Below are 21,133 nucleotides of genomic sequence, written 5' to 3' on the forward strand. Positions count from 1 at the left end.
AGCAGCAACCGGCCCGGCCTGAAGCGGGCGGTCCGGCAAGGCCATGCGGCGCAATTTTCAGCTTATGACGAGCGACGACACGGCGAAATCGGCGGCGTGACCCGCAGCCAAGTCTGTTGATCGCTATGCTGTCTAATGCTTGGGGCGGGAGGGGCTAAGGCACAGACATCGCCGTTCTATGTTCACCTCGGCCGTTCGCTATGATCCGGCCAATCAGCTTGTGGGCATGATAGCGCCTGATCCCGATAGCGCTGGGACGATCAAATATGCGGCCGTCCGCAACAGCTATAATGCGAAGTGCTATCTGGAGAAGGCGAAAGGCGGGGAGCTATCCGCGTGGCAATCGGAAGTGTCTCTGCCGGAAAATTGGACCGCTTCCCGGAAAGCTTTGCTTGGGATGCCGGCGAATTCTGCTAGGCGCCGAGCATGGATGACAGACTTCAAATCGCTGCCAAACATTGGTCGACCAAGCGTGCCTCGGATGGATCGCGCTGGTGGATGCATCCTGCCATCCATCGACACATAAACCGCATCGTATGCGGAGAAGCTGTTGATGGACCCCATCAGGGCTTCACCCAACAGATCAGGAACCGGATGCCGGAAGGTGGCTTTGGTCGCGGTCTCTCGGTCGGGTGTGGATCGGGCGGCAAGGAAATGAAGCTGATCGTGCAAGGCATCGTCGAGACTTTCGACTTGTTCGAGATCGGTGAAGGCCGGCGAGCCCAGATTGAGGCCAAGGCAGAGGAGTTCGGGGTCGGCGACCGCGTGACCATCCATATCGGCAACGCCTTCGAGGCTGACCCCACCGGCGCGGTCGACCTCGTCTATTGGAATAACGCGCTTCATCATATGTTCGACGCCCGCCAAGCGGTGGCGTGGAGTCACAAGGCGCTACGGACTGGCGGATTGTTCGCGATGGATGACTTCGTCGGGCCGACGCGCTTCCAATGGCCCGCTGCGGATCTCGAAACGGCCTTCCGGGTTCGCGCCATACTTCCCGAACATTACCTCAGGCATCCGAAGAGTCCATCTGTGTCGCTCAGCCGCACAGTTGACCGGCCGTCCATCGACCATATGATGCAGGCCGATCCGACCGAGGCCGCCGACAGCGACAGCATCTTGACAGCCGTTGAGAGGATTTTCCCGAACGCCGAAATCATCCCCACGGGTGGAGTCATCTACCATCTGGCGTTGAGCGACGTTCTCGCCAATTTCGATGACGAAGCCGATGCGACGCTGCTGCAATCGCTTTTGCTGCTCGACGAGAGCCTGGCCCAAAGCGGACGAACGCAATACGCAGTTGCGTTGGCTACCAAGTAAGGGGTGACATTGGCTCCCGCGAATAGATGCATAAGATGGGGAATGGTTGTTGCGGCACTGGCTTTTACAAATCTTTACGTAATCTAACACGATAGTTCACCCTTTTCCCCTTCCGATACGGTTTGTCCAAGGCCAAGGCCTTGTGTGGCACTATAGCGAGCTGCATCCGCTTTGCTGGTCGACCACTTCATGCGATCGCCGGGGCCCATAGCTTCTCGAGTTCATGCGATTGATCTATCCGTTTGATGGGGTCAACACGATCATCCTCGGCAATACTGATGGCGATATCAGCACGGCCGAGTTCATGCTCACCTTGCGTGGTCCCGCAACTCTGGAGTCATCGAACATTCTCGTCTAACATTGTCGGACCGGTCTTCTATTTCGGAAGTCGTGGCACTTCTCCCAAATGGACCTATCCCGCCAACCGTTGCGTAGATTATGACAATACAGGTGTTTTTAGAAATGAGGGATGGCACTCAAGGCTAAACACCGGGTTCGGTGGCCGGCGGCGTGACGACGCGCAGAGAGCGTGGCACTATTCTGAATCGCAATGGGCAGGCCAGTCGCTGGACTTCGCCGTCAAGCGCAATCTCGATCGAGCCGCCCAGCGACCGCACGGTGATTTCCCGACAGTCGCCGATCACCACGAAATCGGCGAGACGATCAATCCTGCCGACCAACGCACGCAAAGCGAACGAGATTAACGCCAGGCGCCGCCGTCCCCCGATCGCATAGACCGATAGGTTTCCCGCCTGCAGCGTCGTACGACGACCGAGTGATCCCGCCTCGAGCGAATACTCGTTGTTGCCGACAAATAGCAGCGACGTGACAAGCGGATGCTCGCCAGCGCCCATGTCGACGTACAGGCGGTGATGTCGGATCCGCGAGAGCGCCTCCCATGAGGCAGGCAGCGCGGCCAGCCACTTGGGCAGGGCACGTCGCTGCGGCATGTCCCGCCGTCGCACCATCGACGGATAGAGGCCGATCGAGGCGTTATTGACGAAGAATTGACCATTTACTTCGCCCACGTCGATGTATGTCGATTGGCCGTGCACCGCGAGCTTCGCCGCCGATTCCAAGTCGGTCGGGATGCCAAGGTCGCGAGCGAGATGATTAAGCGTGCCCAGCGGCAGAAGCGCCAGCTCGACCTCCGTCCCAACCAGGTGTTTCGCGGCACAGCTGACGGTGCCGTCGCCCCCTGCGATGACGACTCGTTTTTTGTCGCGGACTGCTTGGCCCAGCGCCTCGTCCAGCTCGGCGACGCGTAATATCAAAATTTCGGTCCGAACGCCCGCTGCCTCGAACGCTTGAGCCAGCTGGTCCGGCAGCTTGTCGCCCGCTGAGGCGGCGGCGCCCCCTTCGCAATTGACCAGCACGCATAGGGTAGGTTGGATCACCTCAGCGTAACAACCGACGCGACGCTTTGGTTCAGCACTGGTGAAACGAGCTCCAGCCTAGCTTTGTCGAGGAGGGGCTACCACCGCCGCAATCTCTGCCGTTCATGGAGGGAACCGAGCGCCTGATACGTGCCTTTCGTTCATGGTGACGAGGGGCGGCAGCTACGCGCCTCTGCGGAGGGTGTCGCGGAACGGCTGGCTTTGGGACTTACCTGCCGTTTGCACCTCAGCGCGCCAAGCAAACCGATTCACTGACTTGGATGACGTCCTAACGCTCGTCTTCAGTCACCTTCAGCACCCGCGTAAACCCGGCAGGGCACACCGCAGCGGGTTTCATAGTCCCTCCGGCGAGTTGCCTTTTCGGTGCTTCGATCAGTAGCGCTGACAGAAGGGAATCCGGATGGAAGCTCCCCACGAATAGCACTTAACTTGACGAGCTTAACCCTCTCTATCGCGTCATCGGGATTGGCCTCCGGCGCATTCATTCCCTCCCAGCGCACTGCCATAGCGCCATCAAGCAGACCATCCGTATCCAACCAGTTCGCTACACCCGGATCTCGGCTGCTCACCACGTAGGTGTAAGAACCGTCGGGATTCTGGTGTGACTGCCTGTTCGCCCGGCTACCCGTCCTGTCGACATAATCGCGGGTAATCAGCCAGGGTGAGGTCACAGTGACGCCAATATACTCGGCGGCCTGCGGTCGAACATTCACAATGAGAGCCTCGTCATCCGCGATTTGAAATCGCCCCACCTTGATCATCGATTTACCGAATCCCCGTGCAACCGTAGGTCCAAAGCTGTTGGTAGGCATGGGGCTGAAGTTGTTATCGAGATCAATAACAGTCCGAGTTGCCGCAATCAGATATTCTTGCGCGGTAGCAACAGTTTCATCGAACGTTAGCGGGCGAGCTTTCGGCCCGGAAACCCTTCGGAGAGATATGGTACGGGGCCGCTGCGTCTGCCAATCATATACGGCCTCTCGCACAAGCAACATACGTCCGCCCCGTGAGTTGAGGTAGAGTGTGCCGTCTTTTGGGTCCACCGGTCCAATCGTGATCCGCGCTGCGCCTTGGCTATCAGACTTTATCCGTTCCGCGCCCGCAGCGTCCACAGGCTGCTCCCAGTTCTTTGTCTGCGCACCCACAAAAGCCCTGTAGACGGTGACGCTGAGTCGACCAGTCGGTCCGTTGGCCTGCGTATCGAGAACATAGGTCGATGCATCGTCAATGATCGCATAGCGATAAACATTGTCGGGATTATCGAAGGCGAACCGAGAGCCCGGTACCGAATGCCCCAACCACTTTCTGGGTGCTGCGATGTCCCAGACGAGGCCAGGATTTTGCGGATCGACGCTTGCCGCTGTCAGAGCCGCAAATCCGGCAGTTTCAGAGACCATCTGTTGCAGAGTCTGTTGAGCAGCCTGCGAGGCTGCTGGCGGCGTTGCAAGTAGCAATCGGCGCACTTTCCCCATCGTCTCGTGCATTTGGCGTGTCTGGAGAATTGCGCTTGCCGTTGCCTCGATCCTGTATTGTCGTTCCGTAGCCACCGCCCGGGTCTGCTGGGGACTGGCCGCACTAGCTATTTGAGACGTAGCAGCTCCCACTGCTAAAAGGCCGGTGAGAGCTCTCCAAGCCATTCCCCTATGAATAAATTCATTGCTGATACGCATAATGCAAACCTTTCTGGGAGATCACCGAAAAGCGAGAGTGCCGCTCGAAACCGAATTCCGCGAAGTCGAAGTCGGCACCCTTCAAAGGTGCACCAGCCACCTTACTTGCTGGTACAAAATACCATGATGCAAAATAGCGGATGCCCATGAGCCTTCGCATCAGTCCAGTCCGGCAACTATCGCTGCACGCCAGATGTCAGGCATGTTCTGCTCCATAGATCATTGTCCCAAGGCGACAGTCAAACGCAGCATGATTTCCCGTCCTCGGTTGAGCACGGCATAAGCGTCGGCCGGCACCCCTGGTGTAGGACCACCAGTCGGACGAGATCCGGTGAATGCCAGCTCCTGCCCACCCGACCAATAGAAGTCGTTGGTCAGATTGCGCCCGATGAGCGCCACCTCCCAGCGATCTTCGGCATCCCCAACCTGCACAGCAGCGTCGAAGAGCCAGCGGTCCCGCGAGATCAGCAGCGGGTTGAGGGTGGCGTCAGTGGGCACGCTACTGGCGAAGTTTACCTCACCCGAAAGGCCGAGGCTCAATCGCGATCCAAGCGATGTCTCGTAATTTGCGCCGATGCTTCCTGCCCATTCGGGCGCGTTGATGAGTTGCCGTCCCGCCAGGTCCTGAACATTTCCAATCTCAGCTGACCGGATCGGGCGGGCGAGGCCACCGCCGAGAGCCAGGAAGTTGCAGCCCTGCCCCTGCGACTGCCCCGTCCAGCAGGGTCCGAAATATTCCGTGAAGCGTGCGTGATTGTAGCTGAGAGCGCCGCTCAGGCTCAAGCCCTCGATCGGAGTACGGTAGGTCATGTCGAACTCGATACCCTTGGTCCGCGCCCCGCCCGCATTCCGGATCGTCCCGACCTGCGCGCCCCCTCCCGGCGGTTGCTCAAAAGCGGTAATCTGGAGCCCGGGAACCTCGTAATTGTAGAGTGACAGATTGGTGCGGAGGGCACCGCCGAACAACCTCGCTTTGACACCGCCTTCAAAGCCCCTGATCTTCTGCGGCCCATAATTGAGCGCAATAGCAGGATTCGCGACAGCGCCATTGAAGCCTCCGGACAGAAACCCGCGCTTGTAGGACGCAAAAAGGGTCAGCTGGTCTGTTGGCCGGTAGTTGATCGTGAGTTCCGGAGAAAAATCATTGAACGAAACCCTGTCTACCGGCGTCTGATAGGGAACCATCGGAGCGGTGCGCGAAGAGGTAAAATCAAAGAGGGTGACCGGAAGTGTCTTCCGCTCATATGAGTAGCGCCCGCCCGCCGAGAGCTCGAGTTGCGGTGTCACGTCGTAACGGGCCTGCCCGAAGACCGAATAGGCGGTGCCATTCTGGGTAAGGGAAAATTGGCGGATTTCTACCGGATTGGTGGCGTTGATGAAGAAGTGCGAGCCTATCGATGATCGCGTGTCCGTAATAATCCCGCCGATCGTGAAATTCAGCGGTCCGTCGAAGTGGCTGTTCGCACGAAATTCCTGGGAAATTTCCCGGTTCCTGAAGGGTAAGTAGGTCAGAATCTGCGGCAGGCCCAAGCTGAAGCCGAACATCAGGATTGGCTGGACCGGATAGCGCGAAAAATGCTCTGCGCCCTTATAATTGCTCCGGTAGAATCCAGTCACGGAAGTGAGGTCGATCGTGTCGGTGAGGGCGTAATTCAGTTCCAGCCCGGCAAGGATCTGTTCCTGCTCAGCATATGTTTCGCCATTGCGGAATCCAGGCTCGTAAGGCGTGAAGACCGTGCCGACATTATCGGTACGATTGTTCCGATTGTTGGCTTTGCAATCGCTGACGATCCCTTGCAGCTGGCTGATCCCAAGGGGGCAGGCGACGACCTGAGAATTTTCAGCCTGGCCCGCACCCTTGGTCTTACCATAGGAAAGCTTGAGACGCGCGCTGAACCTGTCGGTCGGATCGAACTTCAACGTGCCGCGCACATCGAATTCACGACTGCGCGGACCGTAACGATGGAACGGCGGGAAGAGGCTGTTCTCCGGGACCAGGCTCTTCACCCAGCCGCGCATGTGCGAACCATAAAAGGCGAGGCGGGCACCGAGTGTGTCGGTGAGCGGGCCGGAAATAAAGCCCTCGCCCCGCCATTCATGCGCCTTGAACTCATAGCCCAGTGATGCCTTGGCCGCGAGATGGGGTGTCGGGTCGGCACTGCGCACCGAAATGATGCCGCCGGGGCTGTTTTTCCCGAAGAACAGCGCCTGAGGTCCCTTGAGGACCTCGACCTGCTGGAGGTCCATGAAGGCCAGGCGGCGAATGCTCGACTTTGCCACCTGGACGCCGTCGATGTTGAACGACACGGCCTGATCGCCGAGCGGGTTGGTATCGGGACCCGCCACGCCGCGTAGCACCACCGTGCCGCCCTGGGTACTCCCGCCGGCTCCCGCAATGGTCAATCCGGGGACTAGCCGGGCAAGGGAGTCCATGTCGTTGATCGCGCGCCGCTGCAGTTCCGCTCCGCTGACGGCCGTCAGCATGACGGGAACCGCGATCGAAGCCTCGTCGCGCCTGCGCGCCGTGACGAGGATGTCGTCCACCGGTTCCGGGGCCGCCTGTGCCGCCGCAGCAGGGACAACTGGGCCTTGCTCGCTCAGCGCGATTCGTTGGAAGCTCGCCGCAGTGGCCGCGGTTCGGCTGGAGACGATCGCGATCGCGCCCGAGTCGTTGCGATGCTGCTTGAAACCGGAGCCCGCAAGTATGGCGTTCAGCCCTGCTTCACGGCTCAGAACTCCGGAGACGCCGGCGCTCCGGGCCTTCGCGACCTCCTGGGGACGATAAATCAACTGGATGGTGGTTTGCTGGCGATACTGATCCAGCGCCTGTTCCAGATTCCCAGCAGAAATATTGAACTGCTGCGTTAGGGCATGTGTGTGACCTTGGGTCTGTGCCTCGGCTTGCCACGATACCGACGATATCGAGACGCCGCAAAGCATCGCGGCCAGGAGCTTCTTGTTCATCTATTCTACCCCCCTTTTATGTCACAGATTAAACTGCTTGATGATAGGGACAAACGAGAGGAGAAATTCCGTACGCTCACCGCGAAGTAATTTCGATTCTATCCTCTAAACGCCTGACCTCGAGCCCGTAGGCATGTTCAAGAAGGTCGGCAAACCCCTCTGCATTGTCGATTCTGAACGATCCGCTGATACGCTGGTTTTGCGCGTCGAGCCCTACTATCGCCAACTGACGCACGTTGTAGCGGTTGAACTGCGCCGCCGCCTCGCGCAGAGTGATATTGTCGAATGCCAGCATCGAAAAGCGCCATGACAGGCTCTTTCGGATCTGTGCGAGCCTGTCGGCGCTAACCAGCATCGACTGCCCGTCGGTCGCGGCGATTTCGCCCGCGATGAGCATTGTCGATCCTCCGTCTGGCCCAGGCCCAGGCGTGACACGAACTCTTCCCTCCAGCACCGATACCGTGATGTCATTTCCCTGGCGACGAACCGCGAACTTCGTGCCGAGGACCGTCACTCTGCGCGAGCCGGCATGCACGACGAAGGGCCGATCCTTGTCTTTCGCAACTTCGAAATAGGCCTCTCCTCGTTCGAGCCAGAGCGTGCGTTCGGCACGCGAGTTGGCGATGCGCACGCCACTGTCGGTATTGAGTTCGACCCGGCTGCCATCGGCGAGCGCGAGCTTTCCGATCTGGCCAAATTTCGTGACATGCTCCGAATATTCCGGCCGTGGCTCTTGAGCCGTAAGGGCGAGATATCCGGCGATGGACATGATCATAATGCTCGCCGCCAGGAGCGTCGGGCGCAGCAGGGGCGTCACGGGTCGAGTGATGGCAATCTGAAAACGCCCCCGCAACCAGTCGGGAAAGCCACTATCTGGCTCCTCCTGTGCGAGTGCCGACATCAGGTGCCGGTCGACCCGGTCACCCCCGTTTTGAAGTCGCCAGAAGGCGGCCTTATGCGCCATCGACTGTTCAAGCCATCGGTCGAGTTCGCGCTGATCGGCGTCCGACCAGCCGGGCTCTTGACTGCGCACCAGGAAGAGTGCGGCTTCCTGTTCAAGGCTCGAATGATGGGTCATGAAACTGGGCCATGCTTGATTGTCCGCGCGCGGCTTGGCCGTTGCACTCGTCCATCGCCGCCATGCATGAAGTCGATCAGGGCGCGCATCCCCAAAGTCAGCTGCTTTTCTACCGCATCGATGCCGATCCCCAGCTGCTGGGAAACCTCTCGTGTGCTCAGTCCCTCCACTTTTCGGAGACGCAATACTTCGCGACATCTGGGAGGAAGAACGTCAAGACCGGCCTGGACCCGCGTGAGTTCCTCGCGCGCCTCGACGTGCCGGGCGGGCGTCAGCCAGTCTATGTCGGGCACAATCTGCTCCAGCTCGGTCACCAGGCCGAGCTTGATGATATTGGCCCGTCGTGCTCGGTTGATCATAACATTACGAGCGACTGTAAATATATATGGGCCAGACAGCTCGGGCAGTGCGCGACTTGCGCCGAGCAGCACTCGTTCGTAAACATCTTGGCGGATATCGGGAACCTCGTCCGACGAGCGCCAGTGGCGGCCGATAAATCGCGTGAGAACAGGCTCGCGCGGCAGCACCTCGAGGCAAAACCACGCGTTCAAGACCGCATTGGTCACCATTCCCTATCGAGGCCTCTGATCCACATCACACTGCTAATGACAGTGCGGAGCGAATTTCCCGTATGTCAAACTCACGAATCATGTCCGCGTAACTAAGCGTGGGTTGCATGATCCGGCGCTTGGTGCCGGTGAGCGGGTCGTCGAAGCGGTACTCGGCCATCTCGACCAGCCCGAAGTCGAAGGTCAGCCCAGCCTGTGCTCCGAGATACCCGCAGATCCCGACCGCCTCAGCACGGCAAGATCAAGCGCGGCCGGCCATATCGTCACGGCGTGACGATGTTGAAGTCGCTAAAGGTCGTCAGAGCTGACCGCAGACGCTCGACTGCGCCTTTGTCGCCCGCGATCTTCAAACCGCTTCCTGCCTCCAATGTCACCAGCGGAGCGCCGGAGAAAAGCTGCAGTACGGTGGCCCACGGCGCCTCAATGGTTGCGTTGGCTGTATCGCTATTGCCTCCGATCTCCCCCAGAAGGACGTGGTTGGAAAGAGTGATCAGCGCACGCTCGCCCCTGTCGTTGACGATAAGGTTCAGGCTCAGTGGCGCATCGCCGATCCTGGCGGGATCCAACCTAGTCGCCAAGACATCCAGGTAAGCAGCTGTAGGAATCGCCAGCATGGTGTCCGGCATTTGTGTCGTGGTCGGCGGGTGAGGCCGATGGAACTCCCGAAGATCCTTCGCCGCGGAGAGGTAAAAATTCCGCCACTGGCCGCTCTCGCTCTGATATCCCAGTTGTTCGTAAACATCGGCCAGCGCCGCACGCGCCGTCAAAGTGGGCTGGGCGAAAACCAGCTTCTGCAGCAATTCGGCCGCCCAGCGGTAATCGCCGCTGCTTGCCGCGGCCTCACCCGCGGCAAGCATCTTCTCCGGTCCGCCGGCCAATTCCACATAACGCTTTGCGGCCTCCACCGTTGGCAGTGGGTTGAGATTGGCAGGAACCCCGTCGAACCAGCCGAGGTAACGGTCGTAGACTCCTTTCGAGTTATGGCTGACCGTGCCGTAGTAGCCACGGTCGTACCATTCCTTCGCCAGGCTTTCGGGCAGTTGGAGTTCGTCGCCGATCTCGGTGGGTGTCCTTCCCATATTCATCAGCCGAACGGTCTGGTCATGGATGAACTTGTAGGAATCACGCTGTTTGGTGAGGAAGTCTTGGACCTCCCCCTGTCCGAATCTGGGCCAGCAGTGGCTCATCATCACCATATCGGATCGCCCGGCATAGAGGTTCAGGTCCTCGGTCAGGTAGCCCGCCCAGCGCAGGGCGTCTCGTGGCTGCGCGCCGCGCAGCGTCTGAATGTTGTGCAAAGTGCAACTGGCGGTCTCCGCGATCAGCAAGGCTCGCTGTTTCGGCAGATAGAGGTTGAATTCGGACGGAGCCTCGCTCTCCGGCACCATCTGGAACTCGATATCCAGGCCGTCGATCCGTCGGGTCTCTCCGGTGTGGGTCACTATATCTGTGGGAGCAAGCAGGGTGCTGGTCCCCTCCAAGTGGCCCAGTGCCACGCCCATGCCAACCTGACCCTTCGGGTCTTCTTCCAGGGAGAACCCCGCCTGGTACTGTGCACGGCGACCCATGGCGGGGCCGGCGATGATGTGCTCGGAGACGAGCTCGCGCATGAACCCGTCGGGCGCAATGATAGCGATCTTGCCAGCCTTGACGTCTGCTTCCTCGATCACCCCCTTAACCCCGCCAAAATGGTCCGTATGGGAATGAGTATAGATCACCGCCCGCACCGGCCGCTTGCCGATTTTGGCGTACACCAGGTTCATAGCCGCCTGAGCCGTTTCCTTGAACATCAGCGGATCGATGATCACATACCCAGTCGCGGTTTCGACGATGGTCATGTTCGCGGCATCCACGCCACGCACCTGATATACGCCGTCCGTCACCTTGAAGAGGCCGCTGCGCGCGGAGAGGGCGGTGGCGCGCAGCAGGCTGGGATTGACGGTGTCCGGCTTAGTCTTGGTCGCCCACTCATACGCAGTCAGATTGCGCAGCACGCGGCCGTTTGTATCCTTGACCGCTGGAATGGTCCCCATGAAGCCGCGCTCGCTGAAATCGAAGTCGCGCCGGTCCTCAGGATCTGCGGCTATCGGCTTTGCAAGTACCTCACGCGTCTTGGCGCTAGCGGGCTTCTGATCCAGAAGTCCCGGCGTTTCCCCGTTGGCGCTATTCGCTGCAAGCGCGATGACCAGAGCAGCCACCGAAATCCGCATCGAACCGTTCATTCTTCTCTCCTCACATCACGGTTTCGGTCTCAAGCGCCTTCCACCGCCGCGTAGACCAACCGCTTTTCCCACAGAGCCGGCAGACCGACATTGCATGGCAAGGCAGCGACGGTATGTGGCCGATTGGTGCCATCCCCTGCTGTCTTCCCAGCAAAGTGACCAGAGCATCGCGCATCTGGACCCACTCACCTGGCAAGGATGCTCAAGCTTGCAGCTGTCATCGACCGCGCGCGGCAATTCCTTCTATTGGATACCTGGCTTCTCCTCGCACCAGATCGGACCATCTCCATCCTATAGAGCGCTGGCGAGCGCGGATCTTGATATCCATTCCGGATACCAAGATCTGCATGATGCCCGCTTCAACTCCGACCATTATTGACCGAAGGCGACGGTGACACGAAGCATGATTTCCCGGCCGCGGTTGGGCACGGCGTAAGCGTCCGCTGGCACGCCAGGAGCTACGGCACCGGAAATACCTCCGGTGAATTGCAGCTGCTGTCCGCCAGCCCAGTAATATTTCTCGGTCAGATTGCGGCCGATAACCGCCACCTCCCAGGCATCCTCCGCCTCCGCAATGCGCGCGGTGGCGCCCACAAGGGCATATTTGGGGGAGACCAGGAGCGGGAACAGGGTGGCGTCGTGCGGGGAGCTGCTGGCGAAGTCGACATCGGCGGAAAGGCCGAGCTTCAGTGCCGAACCAAGCGGGGTTTCGTAGCTTGCGCCGACATTGCCCGCCCAATCGGGCGCATTGATGAGACGGCGGCCGGAAAGATCCTGATTGTTACCCGTTTCGCCTGGCAGGATCGGGCGGGATTTACCGCCGCCAATCGCCCGGAAGTTACAGCCCTGCGCCTGTGACTGGCCCCGCCAGCATGGCTCGAAATTCTCGGTGTAACGTGCATGATTATAATTAAGGGCGCCTCTCAGGGTCAATCCTTCGATCGGGGTGCGGTAGCTCATGTCGAATTCAGCGCCCTTGGTCCGCACGCCCCCAGCGTTCCGGATCGTGCCCAGGGTACCTTCAAACGCAGTAACCTGCAGGCCGGTCACCTTGTAGTTGAAGACCGACAGATTGGTCCGCAGCGCGCCATCCAGCAACGCCGCCTTCACACCGCCCTCGAAGCCTTTGATCTTCTGCGGGCCGTAATTGATCGGGACGGTAAAAGTCGCCGTACTGCCATTGAAACCACCCGACAGGAAACCATGCTTGTACGACCCGAAAAAGGTCAGCCTGCTGGTGGGGCGGTAGGTGGCGGTCAGCTCCGGAGAGAAATTGTTGAACGAAACCCGATCCACCGCTGGTGCAAAGGGCAGCATCGGATTGGTACGCGAACCAGTGAAATCCGCAAGCGCGACCGGCAGCGTCTTCTTTTCGTACGAATAGCGCCCGCCCGCCGACAGCTCGAGTTGCGGCGTAACGTCTAACCGCGCCTGGCCGAATACCGAATAGGCGGTGCCGTCCTGGGCCAGTAAATATTGCACTACCTCGACGGGATTGGTGGCGTTGCCGAAGGCGTGGCTACCCGACGATGACCGCGTGTCCGTGTAGATCCCGCCGAGCGTGAAATTCAATGGCCCATCGAAGTGGCTGTTCGCACGCAGCTCCTGCGAAATCTGCCGGTGCTTGAACTGGACGAAGGCCACAAGCTGCGGCAGGCCGACGCTGCCGAAATTCAGGATTGGAACGACTGGGTAGGTCGCGAAATGATCGGAGTTGAGGACCTTGTTCCGGTAGAAGCCGGTCACGGAGGTCAGGTCGATCGCATCGTTGAGTTTGTAGTTCATTTCCAGTCCGGCGAGGATCTGGTCGCTCTTGCTGAACGTCTCTCCGTTCCCGAACCTCGGCTCATAGGGCGTGAACACCGTACCGATATTGTCGGTGCGATTGTTATGATTGTCTGCCTTGCAGTCGCTGACCACTCCGACGAGCTGCGTCGTTCCTGTGGGGCAGTTGACTACCTGCGCATTGTTCGCGTTAGAAGCGCCGTTGGCCTTGCCATAGGAAAGCTTGAGACGCGCGCTGAACGCGTCGGTCGGATCGAACTTCAACGTGCCGCGCACGGCCCATTCGCGATTGCGTGGACCGAAACGGTGGAACGGGGGAAAGATGCTGTTCGCCGGGACCAGGCTCTTCACCCATCCCCGCATGTCCGAACCATAAAAGGCCAGGCGCGCGCCGAGCGTCTCGGTCAATGGGCCGGAAACAAAGCCTTCGCCACGCCACTCATGAGCGTTGATCTCATAGCCCAGCGATGCCTTGGCCGCGAGATGCGATGTCGGGTCTGCAGTGCGCAGCGAAATGATGCCTGCCGGGCTGTTCTTGCCGAAGAACAGCGCCTGCGGTCCCTTGAGAACCTCGACCTGCTGGAGATCCATGAAGGCCAGGCGGCGGACACTCGATTTTGCGATCTGAACGCTGTCGATGTTGAACGACACCGCCTGATCGCCCAAGGGATTGGTGTCGGGGCCGGCCACGCCGCGAAGCGCGATGGTGCCGCCCTGGATGCTTCCGCCGGAGCCCAAAATCGTTAGGCCGGGAACCAGCTGCGCCAGCGCGTCAGCGTTGCTGATTCCGCGCCGCTGAAGTTCCGCGGCGCCGACTGCGGTCAGCACGACCGGAACCGCGATGGACGTCTCATCGCGCCTGCGCGCGGTCACGATGATATCATCGACAGGTGCAGAAGCGCCCGCATTGGCGCTATCTTGCGCCGCGGCCAGACTCGGCGCCACGCTAGCCAGTGCCGATGTAACGAAAAGAGCCGATCTGATAGCAGATTTAATCATAGCAATCCTCCCCTTGTTATATCCCATCGGTATCCAGCATCATTCAGCCGGTCCAATGCATAATCTGAACATCTCTATGCATAGAAATCATAGCGCCAGTAGAATTACTGAATCTGGCACGACCGAAAGGCTGAACGCCTCAGCTCCGCCAAGGCAGTTTACCTGAAAGCCGATCGCCAAATGCTCCGAGAACGCTCACCCACCACTGCGACATTGTCGAGACCGGAAACGAATGCTGGCATTTCAAGATGCGCGAAGTGGCCTGCACTGAGCCGGCCGAGCACCTCAGCGCGCAGTTCCCGCTAGCGTTCCAGGCGCCTGCCCGACCAATGCCGCGCCTCGGCCCGCCGCTGTGCATAGCTTCGCCGATACCCGATCTCGACCCGCGGTTGCGCTTCAGCTCCCGCGAAATCGTCGATGGCTGGCGATCCAGATCTGTAGCGATCTGCCGGATCGATTGCCCGTCTTCATGAAGGCGGGCAATCGAACAGCACTCTTCAAGGCTGAACTGGCGACACCCACATGTGGCAACATCTCACTGAGGTGTTGCCCTTCGTTTGCAAGCTAAACGTCTAATCGCCAAAACGGCCGTTCCGGCAGCTACGCCGCCTTCGTCGCTGCGCGTACAAGTGCAGCGGCGAGCTGCTCTGCTACCAGTTCTGCCGCTGGTGACTGGGTCCGCCGCCGCCGCGTGACCTTTACCACCTCATAACCAGCGGGGAGCAATTCCGGGCAGTCGATCGCGACCATCCGCCCTTCATTGATTTCCTCCACGGCCAAGGCGGTAGATGACATCCACAGCGCGTCGCTAGCCTGGGTCAGTTCGCGCAATATTTCGGCATTGTCGCAGGCAAAATGCGGCGCATAGCTGAAGGCGGACAACTCACCCAGCTTTCTCGGCTTCCCTCCGATCATCGGGAAGGTCCGCACTTCCGGTTCCGTGACACGCCGCCCTGCCAACGGGTGACCTGCGCGCGCCAGGAGGGCAGGCTGCAAATCACAGATCAGTTCTGCCTCATGCTCCTCGCCGATCGGAGATGCCCCGCGAGAGCAGATCGCAAACTCGATCTCGTCGCTGGCGAGTTTGGGAAGCAATTCCGATGCCGCATCGATGATGACTTGTATTCGGATCGCTGGATACTTGCTGATAAAGGCGGGCATCACAAATGGCAGGCTCGCGCTTGCGATCAACGGCCCCAAGCCCAGCGTCACGTCACCTGCTGCGCCCACACCTATTCGCCGCATGGTGTCGTCAAGGGCTCGGGCGTCACGAAGCAGATGCTCCCCCTCTTCAACGAGAGCGCGGCCCGCAGCCGTGGGCGCAACGCCGCTGGGCCCGCGATCGAACAGCCGCACGCCGTAGTCGGCTTCCGCCGCCTGGATGCTGCGGCTGAGCGCCGACTGCGTCAACGCAAGTAGCTCTGCAGCGCGCACGTAGCTTCCACTCCGCGCGAGCGTGACGACATGGCGCAGCCGACGCAGATCGATCAAGGAATTAAACTCATGAGGCCGCACGATACTATGCATCGGGTATGATGACCATGGAATTCGTTTCTCTCTTCCCCACCCTTGGGGGGCACCGACGGCTTATGGCTGCTATAGGGTTCGCGGGACGGTACTCGGCTGCCGACGGAGATACTCGTCAGGTGTGATGGACTATGCATCCAGCGGACGAGAAGCGCGCGCTTGGGGCTCGGTTATCTCGGGATCGCGGCAACCGGATCGCTGTCGGCGCTGGCACGGGTCTGGGTAATCGGGGACGATGGTCAGCCCCGAAGTGGCGCGGGACGCTCGTATTGAGCTCGCCCGCGTGCATCGGCACGATCGCCCACGCTGTCGCGGACCGATCGATCGGTCCGTGCGACATCCGGTTTCTCTCGTTCGCGGTCGCCAGCGCGCTCAACGCGCCCATTCAACCGGAGGCCGGGTATGGCGGAGAAGCCGTTTCCGGTGCTGGTGCTCGGCAACCCAGGCTGCCGTGGGACGGTGTTGTACAACGAGACGACGGAACGCCCGTGGGACCGACGTTCACGAGGTTCTCTATCCGTGGCATCCTGGACCGAGCGTCCGGTTCACATTCACGAGTTAGTCGAGCGGATCAGGCGGCGTAAAAGGTTTAAGGTCCCACAACGCCCGCCAAAGCGTAGGCGCCTTGGGGTTCGCACCGATGATCTGCATGAACTGGTGGAAAGGGCTCCCCGGCATACGCAAACCGTCGCGCCCGGGAGCCGCATCCCTCAATCAGTCAGCTGGACAAAAAAGCGCTCTTTCCTCGCTCGCGACAAGGAATTGGGGAGATCGTGATTAAAGCACAGAACTAGAGAGCGTCTATTCGACACGGCCGGTTCGGCGGAATTTTTCCAAAGTTCCGCCATGCGAGAAGAACTTCGGGTACACTATGCCCGGTGGTGCAGCGCATACGACCGGGATCGCCTGGGTGAGGATGGAGGCAGTCATGTAGTAGCATGGCATCGTCGCATCGTCTTCGAGAACTTCGAGATTCCGCTCCACCGAGGCGAAGGCAGTCACGTCCAGACGGATGGATGCGGGCTTCCCCTCCACCTCGATCCGCCATTGATCGGACGCTACTATCCCTTCGAACGGCTCATCTTCTTTGCGTAAATAGGCTATCGAGCATACCGAGATCTTCGCATCATCACCATAATATCCTTCATAATGGTGAGTGATGACGCTGACCTGACCAGGCTCTATGGTCATGATCTCTAACTCGATCGGTTCCTTGGCAGCTTCGTACACCGAATTCGCCTCGATGCGGTCAGGACGGGCGCCAAACAACTGAACGCCGGTCTGCTCGATCGCTTCGACAAACAGATATTTCTCCAATAATTTGATATATGGACCGTCGTACATCGTTGCCGGGTCTTGGCCGAAGCCGAACTGCTTCATCGCTTCGCCGACCAGGCTCGCAGTATTGACTGCTTCGACGACGCTCACGCGCTCGATCGTATTAGCTATGGCAGACGCGGTGACCGCGAGCCGCTCGAGCATGAAGCCCGGGTTTTCACCGGTTCCATGCAAACTTGCCTGCCCGCGATGGCACGCCTCTTCAATCCTGCGCAACGACGTCTCGCCCTGGCTCGGCGGGAAGAAGAAGCCGGTAACCGAAATCACGTTGCGCCCCTTTTCGAGCAGCCGAACGGTCACGTCCTCCATGAAGCTGTCGAACGGCGGAGCCCCCGTATAGAGAACGCAGTCCACATCAATAGCGAGAAACTCTTCCAGATCCGTGGTGACCGCCACCCCGGCGGCTGGACGGCCCACCAGTTCCCCAGCATCTCGCCCGCTGCTCGCGACGTTGAAGGCAAGTACGCCAGCTAGCTCCAGCGACGGCTCGCGAAGTATTTCCCTGATGCAGGCGCCACCAACGCCTCCGGGCCCGATAACAGCCACTTTCAGCGGAAGGTTCAACGGACTATTATTCATAGCTATCCACTCCAAAATCTCTCTATCTTCTATTACGCTCGAGTTCTAAGGTGAGCGGGCCAGACCGCAATTCGAATTGCCACCCGTGCTTTGGGGACAGAAATCCAACTATATCTCGTTGAGATCCTGTATCTCCAGTCGATCTGTTATCTAGGCGAGTTCACTCATAAATGCTCCTGCAAAATGCGCGGTCATCGCCATTGCCGGCATGAACGTTGCCCCAGAACCACGCGCCTCTCATCGGAATCGATATCGGCCCGGGCACGCGTGGTACGCGGCTTGGGGCGGGCAGTGACGATAATGTCGCCGCCTGCCAGATTGATCGATCGAGGCAGCCGACTGGGCTTCTCGGGCAGGTACGCGCTCGACCGCAGCCAGAGAAATCAAATTTGGACACTGCATAATAACGTGACCGCAAATTTCTTTTTTATCATAGCCTCGTTTGATCTATTGTTTTTTATCAGCCGAGAGCTTCGACGAGCTTTCTGGTCTCATGATCCTGAAACGCCGAGAACAGCCGCAGATGCACGACGAACGCGTGCTCGAGCCCGTAATTTGTCGCGGGCACGGACAACCACGCCGGGTAAATTCCCCAGACCATTGCCCTGCGATATTCCAGCCACAGCGTTTCGCGATCCGGTCCGTTCGTCGCGCCATATTCCAGCAGCTTCTCGCGGTAGAAATCGAGCAGCTCGCGCTCTTCCCGACGCCGCACCTCGACGGGAAGTGCGACGGTGAGGAAGTAGCCAAGATCATGCGCTACATAGCCTTTCACCATGAACTGCCAATCGATTAGCCCGGCCTTGCCGTCAGGAAGGAAATACATATTGCCCAGATGCGAGTCACCGTGAACGATCGTCTGCGGCAGTGTCGACTGATGATTCTTGACGGCATAGGAGTATTGTCTAATTTTCTGCTCGGTCAAATTCATCATTCCGAGGATTTCGCGCTTATATTTACTTGTACTCAGCTCCTTGCTAACCCCCTCGACAACCAGTTTTCGCATCATATCTTCGAGCTCGCCGCCGACATGCGTCTCCAACCAGGATAGATCGGTCGAGAACCTGGGACTTTCCCAATAACGCGCGTGCAGTCGGGCAAGCGTGTCGAGCAGGTTGCGAGCATGGTCCACCGTCACATCCTCGGTCAAAACCGTGCAGAATTTTGCCCCGCGCTTACGCATATCCTCAAGCGCAATAACATATCGACCATCGGCCTGCATTGCGCCACCGAGCGAGCGCGGCGCTTCAAGGTCGAGTTCGGGCCGCAATCTGTCGTAAAAGTTCAACTCGTTGGAAAAGAATGCGTGCGTATTGGCATACCAGAGAGACGTGTCGTTCAACGATGTTTTGACGAGCAGATTTTCTGGAAGGTCAAGAGGATTGCCGTCGGCATATGTAACATTCATTGTGACGAGAGCAGAGCTGGACGACTCAAATGAATCGGAGTCCTTGACATCCACGATTTCCAGCCGATCGACACGAGTGCCGGGATATCTCTTCCGAGCCAAATCAGTCATGAACTCAGCCGAAAAATCTACAACGTTGGTCGGGAATAGCATCAATCTCTCCATCAAGCACGATCGGCGGCGTAAGGTCGTCAGAAAGTGGATCAGATAATGATCGCTATGCCGCCTATCGCACCTGCATTGATTTAAACGTCTGAAGCAGTCTCACAAGTTCCTTGCAGCCACATCAATACCTATAGATCCGTTAAGCATTTATCGTTCGGTCAACGGTCGCGCCCCGAAAACGACGGCTTTATGCAACTTCAGGCAGGGTTTATTCATTATCCACGAAAGTTTTTTCGAGCACATTTGCAACAGCTCGTCGTCGGCACCAAGGGCTTGCGTTTGCGTCACACATCAGGGCGAACAGGTCAACAAAAAAGATAGCAAGGGCTCACTTTCCGGCGTTGCGAAGCCCGTCCGGGACCCGCGCGCTGCTTCCGATCTAGCCTTGATTTTTCATCAGGTGGCTTGGTGATGGGCGATCAAAAGCGCGGCTGCCGACGCAGGCAATCGCTGACGTGCGGGCGTGCAGGAGCCCATGGGTCGTGGACGTCTCGGCTCTGGGTCGGGGATGCGGCTGGCAAGCCGTTCGGCAAGGCAGCTCTGTCGCTGGGCCTTCGCCAAACATGAACATGTAGCGTCAGAGGCCGACCGGCCGCCATCGAAGGCCTGACCCTAATGCCCCTTAGCTGGGTCACGTTGTATTCGTAGGCCGTTCCTCATCCATGAGAGCGCGCCTCATACCGACCGATCGAGTCAACGTGTGGCAAGGGGATGGCGTGACAAATCCTTCCGAGCTTTCTAGGGATTGAGGTGCGGTCATTGTACCGGAAGTTCGTATCGAGAAGGCGAAGATGGTAAAAACAGCTGCGGCAGCCCTACGACAGGAAGAACGGGCAGAGCGCCGCCGAAATCAGGTGCTCGACGCCGCGCGAGCGTGCGTCATCGCTGACGGGTTTCACGGCGCGACGATAAGTCAGATCTGTGCAAAAGCTTCGATGACCGTGGGTCATATATACAAGATTTTTGAAAGCAAGGAGGCGATCATGATTGCCCTCTGTCAGCGTGATTTTGAGGAGTGGGTATCGGACATCGAACGACCGTTGCATTCCGCAATCGCGGAAGTCGATGCGTTTGTTGAGCGATATCTGGAGGACATGGCGTTGCTTCTCGACCCCGATCGCGCGGCGCTTGCCCAAGAAGTCTTGACCGAAGCAGCACGTAATCCCAAGGTCAATGAGTTAGTCGAGCATGTGGATGGACGATTACGGAGCATAGTAAGAAACATTGCAACTCCAGTGTGGAAAGGCCTTAGCGAAAAAGAGATCGAAGGACGTATAGAAACCGTTCTAATTATGACGCGAGCTCTGGCATTGCATTCGAGCACACATCAGCATGTTGACCGCGAGACGATCGCTACCGGATTTGAGATAGCGTTGAGGGCTGTATTATCACCACCGGCTGCGGATCGGCGTGCAAAAAGGTCGCCGCTAGGGCCAGGACCCATTGGTTAGAACCAGAAGATGACCGTGTCAGCTGCCCCCGCCTTGTAGAGCGCATGCAGAAGCGCGGCCAGCCGCGAATCGACGAGCTCTCGTCACCAACCAGCGCAGCATAAAGTGTAGGGAGACCGCTGGCGTTTCCAATGCCACTGGCCGCCGGCAGCCCGCCTCCGCGCCATGCCCGCTCGTTGGGCCATTCGGCTATGATCAGTGGATTGGTCAGGTGAGCATGGCGCGTCTGGATTTGGCCAGTCGTCGGGCGTTGTACCGTCGTCCATCGTTGATACTATTTTGTGTACCGATGATCCTCTTCGATCGGCAAGCCCAGGAAGACGTCGATCCCAAACTTTGTTCTGACTTCCTCGTCGTAAAACCGCGCCAAGCTTCTGCCGTCGATACGGCGGACCAGCTCTTGCGAAAGAGCACCGCTGGTCAACGCTTGGTATCCCACTTTCCCAGGCCAAGATATCGGCTCCTGCGCGGTGAGCAGGCCGGCGACCTTCATATGAGCGACATAGTCATTCACGGTCACCGGTTCGCGCGCGCCGGCCCGCCCGGCCTGATCATACGTCACGATGAGGCGGATCACCTACGACGAGCAAATGAAATACCCTTAGCGACGAAAGGGTTTGGTGATGCTCATCCTGCCCGTGTAGGGCTGCGGCGACTTCCC

General features: G+C 58.9%; 16 protein-coding genes and 1 pseudogene. 4 read left to right on the forward strand and 13 right to left on the reverse strand.

Going from position 1 to position 21,133, the window contains the following annotated elements:
- Window positions 1–594: 594 nt before the first annotated feature.
- Complete coding sequence (locus AAC645_RS19105) at window positions 595–1,320, forward strand: SAM-dependent methyltransferase (RefSeq protein ID WP_340318188.1); 726 nt, start codon at window positions 595–597, stop codon at window positions 1,318–1,320.
- 223 nt (window positions 1,321–1,543) lie between these two features.
- Window positions 1,544–1,678 (forward strand): hypothetical protein, encoded by a 135-nt coding sequence (locus AAC645_RS19110; RefSeq protein ID WP_340318170.1) that lies wholly within the window; start codon window positions 1,544–1,546, stop codon window positions 1,676–1,678.
- 124 nt (window positions 1,679–1,802) lie between these two features.
- Here the strand turns inward: AAC645_RS19110 and AAC645_RS19115 are convergent, their stop codons facing one another.
- From AAC645_RS19115 to AAC645_RS19140, 6 genes are all read right to left on the reverse strand, one after another.
- Window positions 1,803–2,696, reverse strand: a complete 894-nt coding sequence (locus tag AAC645_RS19115) for a diacylglycerol/lipid kinase family protein (RefSeq protein WP_340318171.1) — start codon at window positions 2,694–2,696, stop codon at window positions 1,803–1,805.
- A gap of 302 nt (window positions 2,697–2,998) precedes the next feature.
- The gene (locus AAC645_RS19120; protein WP_340318172.1) at window positions 2,999–4,201 is read right to left on the reverse strand and encodes a hypothetical protein; all 1,203 of its coding nucleotides are present in this window, start codon (window positions 4,199–4,201) and stop codon (window positions 2,999–3,001) included.
- A 169-nt stretch (window positions 4,202–4,370) separates the two neighbouring features.
- Window positions 4,371–4,535, reverse strand: a complete 165-nt coding sequence (locus AAC645_RS19125) for a hypothetical protein (protein WP_340318173.1) — start codon at window positions 4,533–4,535, stop codon at window positions 4,371–4,373.
- A gap of 71 nt (window positions 4,536–4,606) precedes the next feature.
- The gene (locus tag AAC645_RS19130; protein WP_340318174.1) at window positions 4,607–7,351 is read right to left on the reverse strand and encodes a TonB-dependent receptor; all 2,745 of its coding nucleotides are present in this window, start codon (window positions 7,349–7,351) and stop codon (window positions 4,607–4,609) included.
- 76 nt (window positions 7,352–7,427) lie between these two features.
- A complete protein-coding gene (locus tag AAC645_RS19135; protein WP_340318175.1) occupies window positions 7,428–8,429 on the reverse strand; it encodes a FecR family protein in 1,002 nt (333 codons plus the stop codon).
- Window positions 8,426–8,998, reverse strand: a complete 573-nt coding sequence (locus AAC645_RS19140; RefSeq protein WP_340318176.1) for an RNA polymerase sigma factor — start codon at window positions 8,996–8,998, stop codon at window positions 8,426–8,428. Before AAC645_RS19140 ends, AAC645_RS19135 begins: the two co-directional genes overlap by 4 nt.
- 103 nt (window positions 8,999–9,101) lie before the next feature.
- On the opposite strand from AAC645_RS19140, the gene AAC645_RS19145 reads away from it, so the two are divergent.
- Window positions 9,102–9,272 (forward strand): hypothetical protein, encoded by a 171-nt coding sequence (locus AAC645_RS19145; protein ID WP_340318177.1) that lies wholly within the window; start codon window positions 9,102–9,104, stop codon window positions 9,270–9,272.
- On the opposite strand, the gene AAC645_RS19150 is transcribed toward AAC645_RS19145, so the two are convergent.
- From AAC645_RS19150 to AAC645_RS19170, 6 genes and pseudogenes are all read right to left on the reverse strand, one after another.
- Entirely contained in the window at window positions 9,262–11,220 is a 1,959-nt protein-coding gene (locus AAC645_RS19150) for an alkyl/aryl-sulfatase (protein WP_340318178.1), read from the reverse strand. The genes AAC645_RS19145 and AAC645_RS19150 overlap by 11 nt on opposite strands.
- Before the next feature lie 372 nt (window positions 11,221–11,592).
- Window positions 11,593–13,878 carry a TonB-dependent receptor gene (locus tag AAC645_RS19155; RefSeq protein WP_340318179.1) on the reverse strand — a complete coding sequence of 762 codons (2,286 nt, stop codon included), beginning with the start codon at window positions 13,876–13,878 and terminating at the stop codon, window positions 11,593–11,595.
- Between the two features lie 431 nt (window positions 13,879–14,309).
- Window positions 14,310–14,488: pseudogene (locus AAC645_RS20530) on the reverse strand (helix-turn-helix domain-containing protein); the annotation flags it as partial.
- A gap of 116 nt (window positions 14,489–14,604) precedes the next feature.
- Window positions 14,605–15,495, reverse strand: a complete 891-nt coding sequence (locus AAC645_RS19160) for a LysR family transcriptional regulator (RefSeq protein ID WP_340318180.1) — start codon at window positions 15,493–15,495, stop codon at window positions 14,605–14,607.
- 837 nt (window positions 15,496–16,332) lie between these two features.
- Window positions 16,333–17,448 carry a hypothetical protein gene (locus AAC645_RS19165; RefSeq protein ID WP_340318181.1) on the reverse strand — a complete coding sequence of 372 codons (1,116 nt, stop codon included), beginning with the start codon at window positions 17,446–17,448 and terminating at the stop codon, window positions 16,333–16,335.
- A 460-nt stretch (window positions 17,449–17,908) separates the two neighbouring features.
- Complete coding sequence (locus tag AAC645_RS19170; RefSeq protein ID WP_340318182.1) at window positions 17,909–19,009, reverse strand: aminoglycoside phosphotransferase family protein; 1,101 nt, start codon at window positions 19,007–19,009, stop codon at window positions 17,909–17,911.
- An 803-nt stretch (window positions 19,010–19,812) separates the two neighbouring features.
- Between AAC645_RS19170 and AAC645_RS19175 the strand changes: the two genes are divergently transcribed.
- Complete coding sequence (locus AAC645_RS19175; protein ID WP_340318183.1) at window positions 19,813–20,472, forward strand: TetR/AcrR family transcriptional regulator; 660 nt, start codon at window positions 19,813–19,815, stop codon at window positions 20,470–20,472.
- 274 nt (window positions 20,473–20,746) lie between these two features.
- Here the strand turns inward: AAC645_RS19175 and AAC645_RS19180 are convergent, their stop codons facing one another.
- On the reverse strand, window positions 20,747–21,049 hold the full coding sequence (locus AAC645_RS19180; protein WP_340318184.1) for a serine hydrolase family protein: 303 nt from the start codon (window positions 21,047–21,049) through the stop codon (window positions 20,747–20,749).
- Window positions 21,050–21,133: the final 84 nt, after the last annotated feature.

The sequence above is a fragment of the Rhizorhabdus argentea genome, assembly GCF_037861105.1.
GTDB lineage: Bacteria > Pseudomonadota > Alphaproteobacteria > Sphingomonadales > Sphingomonadaceae > Rhizorhabdus > Rhizorhabdus argentea.